Annotated in this window: 13 protein-coding genes and 1 pseudogene; 8 read left to right on the top strand and 6 right to left on the bottom strand. The window is 72.8% G+C overall.

Annotated features, from left to right (window positions below):
• Positions 1–81 precede the first annotated feature (81 nt).
• The 8 genes and pseudogenes from ABZ836_RS06245 to ABZ836_RS06210 form a co-directional block, all read left to right on the top strand.
• A pseudogene (locus ABZ836_RS06245) lies at positions 82–243 on the top strand (DUF1963 domain-containing protein); the annotation flags it as partial.
• Positions 244–618: 375 nt separating this feature from the next.
• Positions 619–1,149, top strand: a complete 531-nt coding sequence (locus ABZ836_RS06240; protein ID WP_356127754.1) for an HAD domain-containing protein — start codon at positions 619–621, stop codon at positions 1,147–1,149.
• Between the two features lie 208 nt (positions 1,150–1,357).
• Positions 1,358–1,732: a hypothetical protein gene (locus ABZ836_RS06235; protein ID WP_151772580.1), complete on the top strand. Its 375-nt coding sequence runs from the start codon at positions 1,358–1,360 to the stop codon at positions 1,730–1,732.
• 194 nt (positions 1,733–1,926) lie between these two features.
• A complete protein-coding gene (locus ABZ836_RS06230) occupies positions 1,927–2,343 on the top strand; it encodes a metalloregulator ArsR/SmtB family transcription factor (RefSeq protein ID WP_356127751.1) in 417 nt (138 codons plus the stop codon).
• A gap of 20 nt (positions 2,344–2,363) precedes the next feature.
• Positions 2,364–2,537, top strand: coding sequence for a hypothetical protein (locus ABZ836_RS06225; RefSeq protein WP_361139828.1), 174 nt, complete (start codon positions 2,364–2,366; stop codon positions 2,535–2,537).
• A 219-nt stretch (positions 2,538–2,756) separates the two neighbouring features.
• On the top strand, positions 2,757–3,731 hold the full coding sequence (locus ABZ836_RS06220; protein WP_361139825.1) for a 5-dehydro-4-deoxyglucarate dehydratase: 975 nt from the start codon (positions 2,757–2,759) through the stop codon (positions 3,729–3,731).
• Positions 3,728–5,002, top strand: a complete 1,275-nt coding sequence (locus tag ABZ836_RS06215) for a glucarate dehydratase family protein (protein ID WP_361139822.1) — start codon at positions 3,728–3,730, stop codon at positions 5,000–5,002. Before ABZ836_RS06220 ends, ABZ836_RS06215 begins: the two co-directional genes overlap by 4 nt.
• 636 nt (positions 5,003–5,638) lie before the next feature.
• The gene (locus ABZ836_RS06210; protein WP_361139819.1) at positions 5,639–7,159 is read left to right on the top strand and encodes a sodium:solute symporter family protein; all 1,521 of its coding nucleotides are present in this window, start codon (positions 5,639–5,641) and stop codon (positions 7,157–7,159) included.
• Positions 7,160–7,214: 55 nt separating this feature from the next.
• Here ABZ836_RS06210 and ABZ836_RS06205 read toward each other — a convergent pair whose 3' ends face one another.
• The 6 genes from ABZ836_RS06205 to ABZ836_RS06180 form a co-directional block, all read right to left on the bottom strand.
• Positions 7,215–8,390: an acyl-CoA dehydrogenase family protein gene (locus ABZ836_RS06205; protein ID WP_356127741.1), complete on the bottom strand. Its 1,176-nt coding sequence runs from the start codon at positions 8,388–8,390 to the stop codon at positions 7,215–7,217.
• Positions 8,391–8,536: 146 nt separating this feature from the next.
• Positions 8,537–9,709: a 4-hydroxybenzoate 3-monooxygenase gene (locus ABZ836_RS06200; RefSeq protein WP_356127738.1), complete on the bottom strand. Its 1,173-nt coding sequence runs from the start codon at positions 9,707–9,709 to the stop codon at positions 8,537–8,539.
• 90 nt (positions 9,710–9,799) lie between these two features.
• On the bottom strand, positions 9,800–10,555 hold the full coding sequence (locus tag ABZ836_RS06195) for an IclR family transcriptional regulator (protein WP_361139815.1): 756 nt from the start codon (positions 10,553–10,555) through the stop codon (positions 9,800–9,802).
• Positions 10,556–10,636: 81 nt separating this feature from the next.
• Positions 10,637–11,428, bottom strand: a complete 792-nt coding sequence (locus tag ABZ836_RS06190) for an ABC transporter permease (protein WP_356127732.1) — start codon at positions 11,426–11,428, stop codon at positions 10,637–10,639.
• Complete coding sequence (locus tag ABZ836_RS06185; RefSeq protein ID WP_356128367.1) at positions 11,425–12,432, bottom strand: ATP-binding cassette domain-containing protein; 1,008 nt, start codon at positions 12,430–12,432, stop codon at positions 11,425–11,427. Before ABZ836_RS06185 ends, ABZ836_RS06190 begins: the two co-directional genes overlap by 4 nt.
• A gap of 143 nt (positions 12,433–12,575) precedes the next feature.
• A complete protein-coding gene (locus ABZ836_RS06180) occupies positions 12,576–13,418 on the bottom strand; it encodes a DUF4097 family beta strand repeat-containing protein (protein WP_361139811.1) in 843 nt (280 codons plus the stop codon).
• Positions 13,419–13,505: the final 87 nt, after the last annotated feature.

Below are 13,505 nucleotides of genomic sequence, written 5' to 3'. Positions count from 1 at the left end.
CTGCCCGGTTCCCGCCCGGGCGATGTCCGACCCCGACCGTAAGGTTCTGGCCGTCCCGTGAACCGCTCCCCGGAGGCGTCCATGACCACCCGGCACCCCCCGCCCCGGCCCCTCGACGTCGAGGCGCTCCTCCCGGAGCTCGCGCCCCGTCGGCGGGAGGCACTGCGGCTGCAGCCGCGGTCCGGGGAGCCGTCGCACCGGCACAGTTCGCTGGGCGGGCCGCTGCTGTGGCCGGCGGGTGAGGACCGGGAACCGGCCGGGCTGGTGCTGGGCGACGCGGGCGGCGTGTACCTCTTCGGGTGCCGGACCTGCCCCGACCGCCCGGTCGAGCACCGCTTCGACTGCTCCTGATCCGCGATCGGGCCGCGATCCGGCCGCCATCGGTCGCGTTCCGGCCGCCATCGGTCGCGTTCGGGCCGGGGAAGAGCGGTGACCGGGCCGGGGAAGAGCCGTGACCGAGCCGGGGTCGAGCTCGGGTCGAGCCGCGCCCGGGCCGCCCGCCGGGCCGCCGCGTTCCCCGGCCGGGAAGGCGCGGGCCGTGTTTGAGTACGGGTACTCATGCCCCCGCCGGCGGCCTCGGGGGAGTCTGGTCGCGCACGCCAACACGAAGGGGGAACCATGAGCCGTCCGCTGCTCTTTCTCGACGTCGACGGACCGCTCAACCCGTACGCCGCGGCGCGGCCCAACCCCCTGCCCGGCTACCGGGCCCGGCCCGTCCCCGCCACCCTCCCGGTCCGCCCCTGGCGGCTCTGGCTGAACCCGGCCCACGGCCCGGCCCTGCTCCGTCTCGGCTTCGACATCTGCTGGGCCACCGCGTGGATGTCCGAGGCCGACCGACACATCGGCCGGGTGCTCGGCCTCCCTGAGCTCGACTTCGTGGACTTCGGCGCGGACCTGTGCCGGGAGCGCCCCGACGGCGTGCACTGGAAGACCGCCGCCGTGGTGGAGCACGCCGCGGGCCGCCCGTTCATCTGGGTCGACGACGAACTGAGCATCCTGGACGACCTCTACGTCGACGCCCACAGCCCCGCGCCCGCGGCCCTGCACCACGTCGACCCGCGGGTGGGACTGCGGCCGGAGGACTTCGCCGCGCTGCTCGACCTGGCGGCCGCGCTCACCGACCGCGCGGCTCTGCGCGCGGCGGGCTGAGGGCGGCCGCAGGCGCGGGAAGAGTCGATAGGCTGATCATTTCTCATGACCGGTCCGCCTAGTTCCGACAGTCACTCGGTCAACTTTTGTCACTCCTGATCAACCTTTCTCCGGGTCGGATCGATCCGCGTACGTTGCGGTCGCAGGAGGGCCCGGAATCAGGGGGTCCTTCCGCCGACAACCAGCCGACAACCGACGGAGGCTCCGCATGGCGGGCGTGGAAGTTGCACTCAAGGAACTGATGACCGAGATCGAGGGCTCGCTCGGGGCGGCGGTCGTCGACTACACCAGCGGCATGGCGCTGGGCAGCCTCGGCGGCGGCAAGGACCTGGACCTGACCGTCGCGGCGGCCGGCAACACGGACGTGATCCGCGCCAAGGTGCGCACCATGGAGCACCTCGGCCTCAAGAGCCAGATCGAGGACATCCTGATCACGCTGGGAACCCAGTACCACCTGATCAGGCTGGTGACGGGGCGGAACGGCAACGGCCTGTTCCTCTACCTGGTGCTGGACAAGGACCGCTCCAACCTGGCCATGGCCCGCCACGTGCTCAAGCGGGTCGAAGCGCAGCTGGAGGTCTGACCGCTCCGTGACCAGGCAGACGCGTGCCCATGACTTGAAGACTTCTTCAAGTCATCACATGGAGATCATCCCAACGTGTGAACGTGCGCTGTCCGGGCCGACAAGATGACCGGAGAAGAGCCCATGGCGCGGCGGGAGAGCCCCGCGCCGGCCGCGCCATGGGGGCCCGCCACCCGACCGGCAGGAAGACCGCCATGCAACTGCCCCTCTACCAAGCCAAGGCAGAGTTCTTTCGCATGCTGGGGCATCCGGCACGCATCAGGGTCCTGGAACTGCTGCAGCACGGACCCGTCCCGGTGCGGGACCTGCTCGCCGACATCGAGATCGAGCCGTCCAGCCTGTCGCAGCAGCTCGCCGTCCTCCGGCGTGCGGGCATCGTGGTCTCCATCCGGGAGGGTTCCACGGTCAGCTACGCCCTCGCCGGGGGCGACGTGGCCGAGCTGCTGCGCGCGGCCCGCCGCATCCTGACCGAGCTCCTGGCGGGGCGGAACGAGCTGCTGGCGGAACTGCGCGAGGACGACGCGTCCCCGCGGCCGGTCACCGCGGCGGCCGAACAGGGCCCGGCGTGCGCCCCCGTTTCCGTCGGCCGGTCGGGGGCAGGCGAAGAGTGAACGCCTACGAAGGGAGCGCCATGAGTGCCGGAGAGAAGGCCAAGGCCAAGGCCGAGCAGATCGCGGGCAAGCTGATCCGCAAGGCCGCCCACAGCGCGGGCGACGACACCACCGCCGCCAAGGGCGGCGCCCTGGAGGGCCGTGGGCACGCCCGCGGCACCAAGGAGAAGGGCAAGGACGCCTTCAAGCGCTGACCGGAGGCCGCACCCAGGTGGTGCGGACCGAGGACCACGGACGACCCCGGGTGCGGACACCGCACCCGGGGTCGTCCGTCGTGTGCGGCGCCTGCCGTGAGCGGGGACCGGGCCCCTTCGGCGTCCTTCGGCGTCCTTCGGCACGCCCCTCGCGGGCCGACCGGTGCCTTGACCGGCCGTCAGGCGGAGTCCTACAGTGCAGGCGGTTCGCGGATGAGAATGGCGTTCACGTATGTAGACATCAGGAGCCCTGAGGTGCCGAAGCTGGACGGCGTACTGTTCTTTCCGGTCACTCCCTTCACAGGTGCCGGACACATCGACACGGCGGCGCTCGCCGACCACGTCGCACGGGGGCTGGACTTCGGGCCCGGCGGCGTCTTCGCCGCGTGCGGCACGGGCGAGTTCCACACCCTCGACCCGGAGGAGTACGGCCAGGCCGTCCGGACCGCCGTCGAGGCGACGGCCGGCCGGGTCCCGGTCTTCGCCGGCACCGGGGGTCCGTTGTCCCTGGCCCGCCGCTACTCCCGCATCGCCCAGGAGGCGGGCGCCGACGGCCTGCTGCTGCTCCCGCCGTACCTGGTCGAGGCCCCGGCCGCCGGACTGATCGCCTACACGCGGCAGGTCGTCGCCGCGAGCGACCTGCCGGTGATCGTCTACAACCGCTCCAACGCCCGCTTCACCCCGGAGGCCGCGGCCGAGGTGGCACGGCTGGACAAGGTCGTCGGCTTCAAGGACGGCGTCGGCGACCTGGACCGGCTCTCCCGCACGGTGTCGGCGGTCCGCTCGGCGCTCTCCGGGCGCGACAAGGACTTCCAGTTCTTCAACGGCATGCCCACCGCCGAGGTGACCGTCCCCGCCTACCGGGGCATCGGCGTCGAGCTGTACTCCTCCGCCGTCTTCTGCTTCGCGCCGGAGGTCTCGCTGGCCTTCCACCGGGCGGTCACCACCGGCGACCAGGACACCGTGGACCTCCTCCTGCGGGACTTCTTCCACCCGCTGGTGACCCTGCGCGACAAGGTTCCCGGCTACGCCGTCTCCCTGGTCAAGGCGGGCATGGCCCTGCGCGGCCACGACGTGGGAGGCGTCCGGCCGCCGCTCACCGACCCGTCGCCCCAGCACCTCGAGCGGCTGGGCCGCATCCTGGACGCCGGGCTCGCGATCGCCGGCCGCGACGGCGAGGAGGCAGCCCGATGAGCGACGCGATACGGATCACCTCGGTCACCGTCACCCCCGTCGCCTTCCGTGACCCGCCGCTGCTGAACGCCGTCGGCGTCCACGAGCCCTACGCCCTGCGTGCCGTCCTCGAGGTGCACACCGACCAGGGGATCACGGGCCTCGGCGAGACCTACGCCGACTCCGGCCACCTCCGCCGCCTGCGCACCGCGGCCGACGCCCTGACCGGCCTGGACGTCCACCACCTCGGCCGGATGCGGGACGCCGTCGCCCGGGCGCTGGGTGGCGACACCGGCAGCGACGGCCACGGCCTCACCGGCATGATCACCACCAGCAGCACCGTCGACCGGGTGTTCTCCCCCTTCGAGGTGGCCTGCCTGGACGTCCAGGGCAAGGCCGCCGGCCGGCCGGTCAGCGACCTGCTGGGCGGGGCGGTCCGGGAGCGGGTGCCGTTCAGCGCCTACCTGTTCTACAAGTGGGCCGCCCACCCGGGCGCCGAGCCCGACGACTGGGGCGAGGCCCTCGACGCCGACGGCATCGTCGCCCAGGCCCGTCGCATGCTCGGCGACCACGGCTTCGGCGCCCTCAAGCTCAAGGGCGGCGTCCTCCCGCCCGGCGAGGAGATCGCGACCGTCCACGCCCTGCGGGACGCCTTCCCCGGAGTTCCGCTGAGGATCGACCCCAACTGCGCCTGGACGGTGGAGACCTCGCTGCGCGTCGCCCGTGAACTCGACGGCGTCCTGGAGTACCTGGAGGACCCCACGCCCGGCCAGGACGGCATGGCGGCGGTCGCCCGTGAGGCCTCGATGCCGCTGGCCACCAACATGTGCGTGGTCTCCTTCGACGAGGTGGCCCCCGCGGTGGCCCGGGGCGCGGTGCAGGTCGTGCTCTCCGACCACCACTACTGGGGCGGTCTGCGGCGCTCCGGCGTGCTCGCCGGGATCTGCGACACCTTCGGCCTGGGCCTGTCCATGCACTCCAACTCCCACCTCGGCATCAGCCTCGCCGCCATGACCCACCTGGCGGCCGCCACCCCGAACCTGACCTACGCCTGCGACACGCACTGGCCGTGGAAGGACAAGGACGAGGACGTCGTCGCCCCGGGCGTGCTCGCCTTCCGGGACGGCGCGGTGGCCGTGCCCACCGGTCCCGGGCTGGGCGTGGAGCTGGACCGCGACGCGCTGGCCCGCCTGCACGAGCAGTACCTCGCCTGCGGGCTGCGCGACCGGGACGACACCGGCTACATGCGGCGGATCGACCCCTCCTACGAGAAGAGGACGCCCCGCTGGTGAACCGTGGCGGCGCAGCACCGGCGCCTCAGCGGTTGCCCTCCCGCCGCAGGGTCCGCGCCGGTTCCTCCCGGTGACGCAGCACCGCCTCGGCCACCCGCCAGGTCTCCCGCTCGGACGCGTGGGCCGGCGGGATCGGGCGGTGCCGCGAGCGGTTCCGGGAGCAGCGCGTCCACCTCCCGGGGCGCCAGGCGGTTCACCCGGGCCTCGTCGAGCCGCGGGTAGGGCGTGGTGGACCCGACGTCCGCGCGCAGGCGCGCGATCCACTCGAGCCCCGCCAGGGCGCGCAGCAGCGCGTACAGGCCGGAGCGCGGATACCCCTTCGGTTCGTTCCTGCAGCCGGCCCGGGGGGAGCGGCTCCGGCGAGGAGACCGGCGCCTCCATGACCCGCACCGTCCGCTCCGCCGACTTCACCGGCCCGTGTCCGGCCCCGTCCTCCCGTGCCGTCGCCCCCCGAAAACACCGACCGCACGATTGACCCTCCCGAAAACGCGGCACTAACCTGCGGGCGCGTTCGAGGCAGGAGAGCGGACGCGATCCACATACGTGGACGACGTCGCTCATCTATTGCTCCCGCTCGCCGCCGGTCCCCCACGCCTGGTCGCGGACCGTCGCGTGCCACGACACCGAGGAGTTCGTATGGCCTGGCCCGACTGGACGGCCCTGGGGGGCTACTTCCTGCTGATGCTGCTGATCGGATTCTGGTCCCGCCGGCGCATCGCCACCGTGCGCGACTTCTTCACCGGCGGCGGCCGACTGCCGTGGTGGCTCTCCGGTGTCTCGCACCACATGTCGGGCTACAGCGCCGCCGTCCTCGTCGCCTACGCCGCGGTCGCCTACAGCTACGGCGTCACCCTCTACCTCTGGGCGTTCGTCCCCCTCGCCCTCGCGACCGCCGTCGGCGCCCGGCTGTTCGCCCCGCGCTGGCACCGATTACGCGCCGAGTACGACGTCGCCTCCCCGCTGGAGTACCTGGCCCGCCGCTACAACGTGCCCACCCAGCAGGCCCTGGCCTGGAGCGGCACCCTGCTCAAGGTTTTCGACCTCGCCGCCAAGTGGGCCTCCGCGGCCGTCCTGCTGCACGTCTTCACCGGCCTCGCCCTGTCCGTCGGCATCCTGGTCACCGCACTGGTCACCCTCGTCCACTGCGCCGTCGGCGGCCTCTGGGCGGACGTCCTCACCGACTTCGGGCAGTTCGTCGTCCAGGGCGTCGCCGCCCTCGCCATGCTCTGGGCCGTCGTCGACCGGATCGGCGGTCCCGGCCGGCTCGGCGCCGCCCTGGAGAAGCTGCCCGAGGGACACACCGACCCGCTGGTCGGCCCGTACACGGCCGGCTTCCTGACCGTCTACGTCGTCGTCAAGTTCTTCGAGTGCAACGGCGGCATGTGGAGCCTGGCCCAGCGCTACATGGCCACCGACTCCCCGCGGGCGGCGAGGCGTTCCGCGCTGCTCTCCGCGGCGCTCCACCTGGTCTGGCCGGCGATCATCCTCTTCCCCGCGGTCCTCGGCCCGGTGGTCGTGCCCGGCCTCGAGAAGCCGGAACAGGTCTACGGGCTGATGGCGCAGGACCTGCTGCCCGCCGGACTCGTCGGCCTCACCGTGGCCGGCATGCTCTCCCACACCATGGCCACGGCCTCCTCCGACGCCAACGCCGTCTCCGCCGTGGTGGTCCGCGACATCCTGCCCGCCGTCAGCCGGCGTGCCCGGGCCTTCGGCCCCCGGACCGGACTGGTCGCCGCCCGGGTCTGCACGGTCGTTCTTGTCGGCGCGAGCGTGGTGGTCGCCCTCCGGGCCGCGGCGCTGGGCGGGCCGCTCGGCATCGTCGTCGCCATGGCCGCCGCCGTCATGGGCCCGATCGCGATCCCGATGCTGCTCGGCCTGCTCCCGGCCTTCCGGCGGTGCGGACCCAGGGCCGCCCTCGTCTCCTGGGCCGGCGGCCTCACCGGCTACCTCGTCGTCACGTACGTCGTCGGGAGCACCGACCCGACCGCCACCGTCGCCACGCCGCTGCTCACCTCCCTGGCCCTCTTCGCCGGCCTCGGCATCCTTCTGCCCGAGCCCGACGCCGACGCCGACGAGATCACCGCGGCGATCGGCCCCGGAGGCGACGACCACGGCCCCGGCCGCCGCCCCGCATCCCTGGTCGGCACCGCGGGCTGAACGGCGCGGCCCCCGCCCGCCGGTGCGGACAGGGGCCGTCCACGGCCGGCCGGGCTCAGCGGAACGCGGCCTCGCCGGTGAGGGCCTTGCCGATGACGAGGGAGTGGACCTCGCTGGTGCCCTCGTACGTCAGCACCGACTCCAGGTTGTTGGCGTGGCGGAGCACCGGGTACTCGAGGGTGACGCCGTTGGCGCCGAGCAGGGTGCGGCACTCCCGGGCGATCGCGATGGCCTCCCGCACGTTGTTCAGCTTGCCCACGCTGACCTGCTCCGGCGACAGGCGCCCCTCCTCCTTCAGGCGGCCGAGACGCAGCGCCAGCAGCATCGCCTTGTCGAGCTCCAGCGCCATGTCGGCCAGCTTCTGCTGGGTGAGCTGGTAGGAGGCGAGGGGGCGGCCGAAGACGGAGCGGTCCGCCACGTAGGAGAGCGCGGTCTCCAGGCAGTCCCGCGCCGCGCCCACCGCGCCGAAGACGATGCCGAACCGGGCCTCGTTCAGGCAGCCCAGCGGGCCGGACAGGCCCCGGGCCTCCGGCAGCATCGCCTCGGCCGGCAGCCGGACGTCCTCGAGCACGATCTCCCCGGTGACGCTGGCGCGCAGCGAGAGCTTCCGCCGGATCTCGGGTGCCGAGAAACCGGGCGTGCCGGCCGGGACCAGGAAGCCGCGGACGCCCTCCTCGGCGCGCGCCCACACCACGGCGACGTCGGCCACCGAGGCGTTGGTGATCCACATCTTGGTGCCGTTGAGGACCCAGTCGGAGCCGTCCCGCCGGGCGTTGGTCCGCATGGCGCCGGGGTCGGACCCGGCGTCCGGCTCGGTCAGGCCGAAGCAGCCGATGGTCTCACCCGCCGCCATGCCGGGCAGCCAGCGCTGCTTCTGCTCCTCGGAGCCGTACTTCCGGATCGCGTACATCGCCAGCGATCCCTGCACCGAGACCAGGCTGCGCAGACCGGAGTCGACCGCCTCCAGCTCCAGACAGGCCAGCCCGTAGGAGACCGCCCCCGCACCGGCACAGCCGTAGCCCTCCAGGTGCATGCCCAGCACCCCCAACCTGCCGAGCGTGCGCGCCAGTTCACGGGCGGGGATCGCGCCCTCCTCGAACCAGTCGGCGACCTGGGGGCGCAACTCCCGGTCGGCCAGGGCCCGCACGGTCCGCCGGATCTCGCGTTCCTCGTCGGTCAGCAGTCCGTCGACGTCGACCAGGTCGAAGGGGTGGACGGTAGGGCTCTTCATCTCCGGGCCTCCGTGGGACGTGCGCCGAGGGCGGCTGAGGGCGTGCTCCTGCGGGCCACAGTTAACCCCGGAAAGGATGGCGGATCCAAGCAGTCGGTGCCGGAGGAACCACGGAGGACCGTCACCGGCGGCGGGCCGCCTGACCGCTACGGGAGCGGCCAGCCCGTGTACCCCTCGGCCAGGTAGGCGTGCCCGGCCGCCGACCCGACGACCGTGCGCAGCTCGCCCAGCTGCCGCATCCGGTCGAACTCGTCGGCCCCCGGCCGCAGGTGCAGCATGTTCGTCATCCACCAGGAGAAGTGCTGCGCCTTCCAGATCCGCTGCCGGGCGGTCTCCGGGAAGGCGTCGAACAGGGACTCGTCCCCGTCCAGGAGCAGCGCGCGGAGCGCGTCGGTCAGCAGGACGACGTCGGCGACCGCCAGGTTCATCCCCTTCGCCCCGGTGGGCGGCACGGTGTGCGCCGCGTCGCCGACCAGGACGACCCGGCCGCGCCGCAGTTCCCGCGCCACGAAGCTCCGGAAGCGCAGGACGTCCCGCTGGAAGACGGGGCCCTCCTTGAGCGTGGTGCCCGGGACCCGCGCCTGCAGGATCTCCCACAGCTGCTCCTCGGAGTACGCCTGCGGATCCGTCGCCGGGTCGCACTGGAAGTACATCCGCTGGACCTCGTCGCTGCGCCGGCTGATGAGGGCGAAGCCCTCCGGCGAGTTGCTGTAGATCAGCTCCTCGGAACTGGGCGGCGCCTCGCAGAGGATGCCGAACCAGGCGAAGGGGTACTCCCGGTAGTGCCCGTCGTGCGCGGAACCGTTGACCGCCTCGCGGGTCACGCCGCGCGAACCGTCCGCGCCCACCACCACGTCGGCCTCGATCTCGATCCGGCGGCCCTCGGCGTCCCTGGCGATCACGCGCGGCCGGTCCGTCCCGGCGTCCTCCACGCGCTCGGCGGTCACCTCGAAGCGCAGGTCCTGTCCGGCGGCCAGACGGGCCGCGACCAGGTCCTTGAGCACCTCGTGCTGGGGGTACAGCCAGACCGCGCGGCCGACGGTCGCGGCGAAGTCGATCCGGTGGCCCTCGCCGTCGAAGCGGAGCTCGACGCCCTCGTGCTTCTGCCCGACGGTCAGCACGCGGTCCGAGGCACCGGTCCGGTCGAGGATCTCGACGGTTCCCTGCTCGAGGATGCCGGCCCGGATCGTCGTCTCGATCTCCTCGCGGCTGCGGCCGTCGATCACCACCGACTCGATGCCGTGCCGGTCCAGCAGGTGGGACAGCAGCAGGCCGGCGGGGCCTGCGCCGACGATCGCGACACGGGTGCGTACGGACATGACGTCTCCTTCGACCTGGGTGGAACGGCAGGAGTCTGGCGCGGACGGTGGCCGGTTGACGACGGGCTTTCCCGTTGAACGGGAATCCGGCTACGGCCGACGGGCGCCCAGGGCCGTCGAGATCCCCGCGGCCGCAGCCCGCAGCTCGTCCACCACCGGCCGGGTCGGCGTCTCACGCGGCAGGACGACCGACAGCGCGGCCACCACCCGGCCGCGCCCCTCGCGCACCGGGACCGCCACACCCGTCGACACGCTCTCGACCGTCCCCGGCGCCACCACGATCCCGTCACGGCGGACGGCGGCGAGCACCTGGCGCAGCCGCACCGGATCGGTGACCGTCTCCGGGGACACCGCCCCGAGCGGGCCCGCCAGCACCCGGTCCTGCAACTCGCGCGGGGCGTGGGCGAGCAGGACGAGGCCCGAGGAGGAGGCGTGCAGGGGCAGGCGGCCGGCGATCCGGGTGATGTTCGCCCCCGCCTGCGGGTGCGACAGGCGCTCGACGAAGAGCGTCTCGTCGTTCTCCAGCACGGCCAGCTGGGTGTGCTCCCGCACCCGCGCCTGCACCCGCTCCATGTACGGCAGCGCCGCCTGGCGCAACCGCAGCGCGTGCGAGCCGCGCAGCGCCAGCTCCCACAGGCGCATGCCCAGTCGCACCCGGTGCTCCTCGTCCCGTTCGAGCAGCCCGCACTGCACGAGTTCGGCCACCATCCGGTGCGCGGTGGACGACGGCAGGTTCGCGCGGCGTCCGATCTCCGACGCCGTCTGCACGGTGCGGTCGGCGTCGAACGTCTCCAGCACGCGGACGATCCGCTCGGTGACCGTCTCGCCGGACCCAGAGTTCGCCATGGCGCCCACGGTGTCACAGACACGGCGGCGCACCCCGACCCGGTGCCGGGGTGCGCCGCCCTGCTGGGCCGTCCGTGACCGCTACTTCGGGTCCCGGTTGAACTTCGCCGTGGTCCAGAAGTAGCCGACGACCGCGAGCCCGACGCCCCAGGCGAGGGTGAGCCAGCCGTGGTGGCCGATCCCGGTGCCGAGGAGCAGGCCGCGCAGGGTCTCGATCGCCGGGGTGAACGGCTGGTACTCGGCGACGGGCCGGAACCAGCCCGGCATGGACTCGACCGGGACGAAGGCGCTGGACATGAGCGGCAGCAGGACCAGGGGCTGCGCGAGGTTGGCGGCGGCCTCCGCGTTGGGGCTGACCAGGCCCATGGCCACCGCCAGCCAGGTGAGCGCCAGGGAGAACAGCACCAGCGTCCCGAAGGCGGCCAGCCATTCCAGCGCCGTGGTGTCCGTGGAACGGAACCCGATGGCGACGGCCACGGCGGCCACGAGGGCGACGCTGAGGACGCACTGGACCACGCTGCCGGCGACGTGGCCGACGATCACCGATCCGCGGTGGATGGCCATGGTGCGGAAGCGGGCGATGATCCCCTCGTTCATGTCGGTGGCGACCGAGACGGCGGCTCCGACGACGGTGCCGCCGATGGTCATCAGGAGGATGCCGGGGACGAGGTAGGCGATGTAGGCGGAGCGGTCGGCGCCGCCGATGCCGGTGCTCATGACGTCGCCGAAGAGGTAGACGAAGAGGAGCAGCAGCATGATCGGGGTGAGGAGGAGGTTGAGGGTGAGGGAGGGGTAGCGGCGGGCGTGGAGGAGGTTGCGGCGGAGCATGGTGCGGCTGTCGCGGACGGCGAGGGCGAGGGTGTTGCTGCTCATCGGGTGGTCTCCTTGGCCTGGTCGGTGGAGCCGTTGGTGCGGGGGTCGGTGGTGGTGTCGTCGGTGAGGGCGAAGAAGACGTCGTCGAGGTCGGGGGTGTGGACGGTGAGTTCGGTGGCTTCGATGCCGGCGGTGTCGAGGTGGTCGAGGAGGGTGCGCAGGGCGCGTTGGGTGCCGTCGTTGGGGACGCGGAGGGAGAGGGCGTCGGTGTCGGGGGTGGCGTCGGGGAGGAGGGTGGTGGCGCGGTGGTGGGTGGCGGGGTCGGTGAAGCGGAGCTGGACGTGGCCGCCGGGGATGATGCGTTTGAGTTCCTCGGCGGTGCCTTCGGCGGCGATGCGGCCGTTGTGGAGGACGGCGATGCGGTCGGCGAGCTGGTCGGCCTCCTCGAGGTACTGGGTGGTGAGGAGGACGGTGACGCCGTCGGTGACGAGGTCGCGGATGATCTGCCACATGGTGTGGCGGGAGCGGGGGTCGAGGCCGGTGGTGGGTTCGTCGAGGAAGATGATGCGGGGGTCGCCGACGAGGGTCATGGCGATGTCGAGGCGTCGTTTCATGCCGCCGGAGTAGGTGGAGGCGGGCTTGCGGGCGGCGTCGACGAGGTCGAAGCGTTCGAGGAGTTCGGTGGTGGTCCGCCTGCCCTCGGTGCGGGGGAGGTGGTGCAGGTCGGCCATGAGGAGCATGTTCTCCTCGCCGGTGATCAGGCCGTCCACGGCGGAGAACTGACCCGTGACGCCGATGGCCGCCCGGACGCCCTGCGGTGACGTGGTGATGTCGTGGCCGGCGACCTGGGCCTGTCCGCCGTCCGGGGAGACGAGCGTGGAAAGGATCTTGACCGTGGTGGTCTTGCCGGCGCCGTTCGGGCCGAGCAGGGCGAACACGGAACCCGCCGGGATGTGCAGGTCGATGCCGTCGAGGACGGTCCTGTCGCCGTAGGACTTCCGCAGGCCGAGGGCGGAGACGGCGGCGGGGGACTGCGCACCATCCGCTCGCCTGGGCATGGGCATGACAGAAGAAGGCATGGAGCCCTCCGTTTCGAAGGTGGATGAGGTGCGGTGAGATGCGGTGAGGTGCGGTGAGGTGCGGTGAGATGCGGTGAGATGCGGTGAGGCCTGGTGGTGGTGCCTGCGGCGGGGGCGGGCGCGGGTGATCAGGCGCGGGCGCGGCGGATGTCGATGTTGCCGTAGCGGGTGCGCGCGCGGATCCGGACGCTGTCCTCCGCCTGCTCCGGCGCGTCGGACGCGGTGAGCGTGTTGCGCACCTGGCCGGACGTCGAGCTGACGTCGAGCCAGGCGGCCGTGCCCTCCCGCACGCCGACCTCGATGGCGCCGTAGCTGGTCTCCAGTTGGACGTTCCCGCGCGCCACGGCGCCGACCCGCAGGGTGCCGTGGGCGGTGGTGGCGGTGACCGAGTCCTCGGCGCGCCGGATGTCGATGTCGCCGTTGGCGCCGCTCACCCGCAGCTCGCCGGTCGCGGCGTCGACGGAGGTGCTGCCGTGCGAGTTCTTCAGGACGGCGGGGCCGTCGAGGAGTCCGGCGCGCAGGCTGCCGGAGCTGGTGGTGATCTCCGCCGCGCCCTCGACCTGGTCCACGGTGATGGAGCCGTGCGAGGCGGTCAGCGTGAGCGGGCCGGTGGCGTCGAAACGGGCGTCGCCGGCGGAGGTCTTGGCGCGCACCGTGCCGAGCCGGCCCTCGCCGAGGATCTGCGTCCAGGCCCCGGTCGTGTCGACGTCGGAGCCCGTGGGCAGTTCGACCGTCACGTCGACGACGCCGGTGCGCCCGAAGAGGCCGGACCTGGGCGTCCTGACGGTCAGTGCGCCGCTCGCGTACCGGACCTCGGTCTGCTGCGCGGCGCGCACGTCCAGGTCCCGCTCGGGGTCTCGCGGGCGGACCTCGACGACGGTGTCGTCACGGTCGCCGGCGGTGAACTGGATGGAACCGGCCTCCACGGTCGCCGTGACCGAGATGGGCGCGGGAGTGTCGAAAGAAGGCATGGCTGTCCCGTCCTCTTGGCTCTGCAGGACGTCCCCGCTGGTGGGACGTGGTGTGGGTGGAGAGTGTGCGGGTGGAGAGTGGTGCGG

This window comes from Streptomyces sp. NPDC047130, assembly GCF_040643475.1.
Taxonomy (GTDB): domain Bacteria; phylum Actinomycetota; class Actinomycetes; order Streptomycetales; family Streptomycetaceae; genus Streptomyces.
Note: the sequence above shows the minus strand (reverse complement) of the source record. Positions and strands in the feature narration are given on the sequence as shown.

What these genes read in the sequence shown, in the direction of transcription:
- ABZ836_RS06240 (WP_356127754.1), top strand. Translation starts at nt 619, where the DNA reads ATGAGCCGTCCGCTGCTCTTTCTCGACGTCGACGGACCGCTCAACCCG.
- ABZ836_RS06235 (WP_151772580.1), top strand. Translation starts at nt 1,358, where the DNA reads ATGGCGGGCGTGGAAGTTGCACTCAAGGAACTGATGACCGAGATCGAG.
- ABZ836_RS06230 (WP_356127751.1), top strand. Translation starts at nt 1,927, where the DNA reads ATGCAACTGCCCCTCTACCAAGCCAAGGCAGAGTTCTTTCGCATGCTG.
- ABZ836_RS06225 (WP_361139828.1), top strand. Translation starts at nt 2,364, where the DNA reads ATGAGTGCCGGAGAGAAGGCCAAGGCCAAGGCCGAGCAGATCGCGGGC.
- ABZ836_RS06220 (WP_361139825.1), top strand. Translation starts at nt 2,757, where the DNA reads ATGGCGTTCACGTATGTAGACATCAGGAGCCCTGAGGTGCCGAAGCTG.
- ABZ836_RS06215 (WP_361139822.1), top strand. Translation starts at nt 3,728, where the DNA reads ATGAGCGACGCGATACGGATCACCTCGGTCACCGTCACCCCCGTCGCC.
- ABZ836_RS06210 (WP_361139819.1), top strand. Translation starts at nt 5,639, where the DNA reads ATGGCCTGGCCCGACTGGACGGCCCTGGGGGGCTACTTCCTGCTGATG.
- ABZ836_RS06205 (WP_356127741.1), bottom strand. Translation starts at nt 8,390, where the DNA reads ATGAAGAGCCCTACCGTCCACCCCTTCGACCTGGTCGACGTCGACGGA.
- ABZ836_RS06200 (WP_356127738.1), bottom strand. Translation starts at nt 9,709, where the DNA reads ATGTCCGTACGCACCCGTGTCGCGATCGTCGGCGCAGGCCCCGCCGGC.
- ABZ836_RS06195 (WP_361139815.1), bottom strand. Translation starts at nt 10,555, where the DNA reads ATGGCGAACTCTGGGTCCGGCGAGACGGTCACCGAGCGGATCGTCCGC.
- ABZ836_RS06190 (WP_356127732.1), bottom strand. Translation starts at nt 11,428, where the DNA reads ATGAGCAGCAACACCCTCGCCCTCGCCGTCCGCGACAGCCGCACCATG.
- ABZ836_RS06185 (WP_356128367.1), bottom strand. Translation starts at nt 12,432, where the DNA reads ATGCCCATGCCCAGGCGAGCGGATGGTGCGCAGTCCCCCGCCGCCGTC.
- ABZ836_RS06180 (WP_361139811.1), bottom strand. Translation starts at nt 13,418, where the DNA reads ATGCCTTCTTTCGACACTCCCGCGCCCATCTCGGTCACGGCGACCGTG.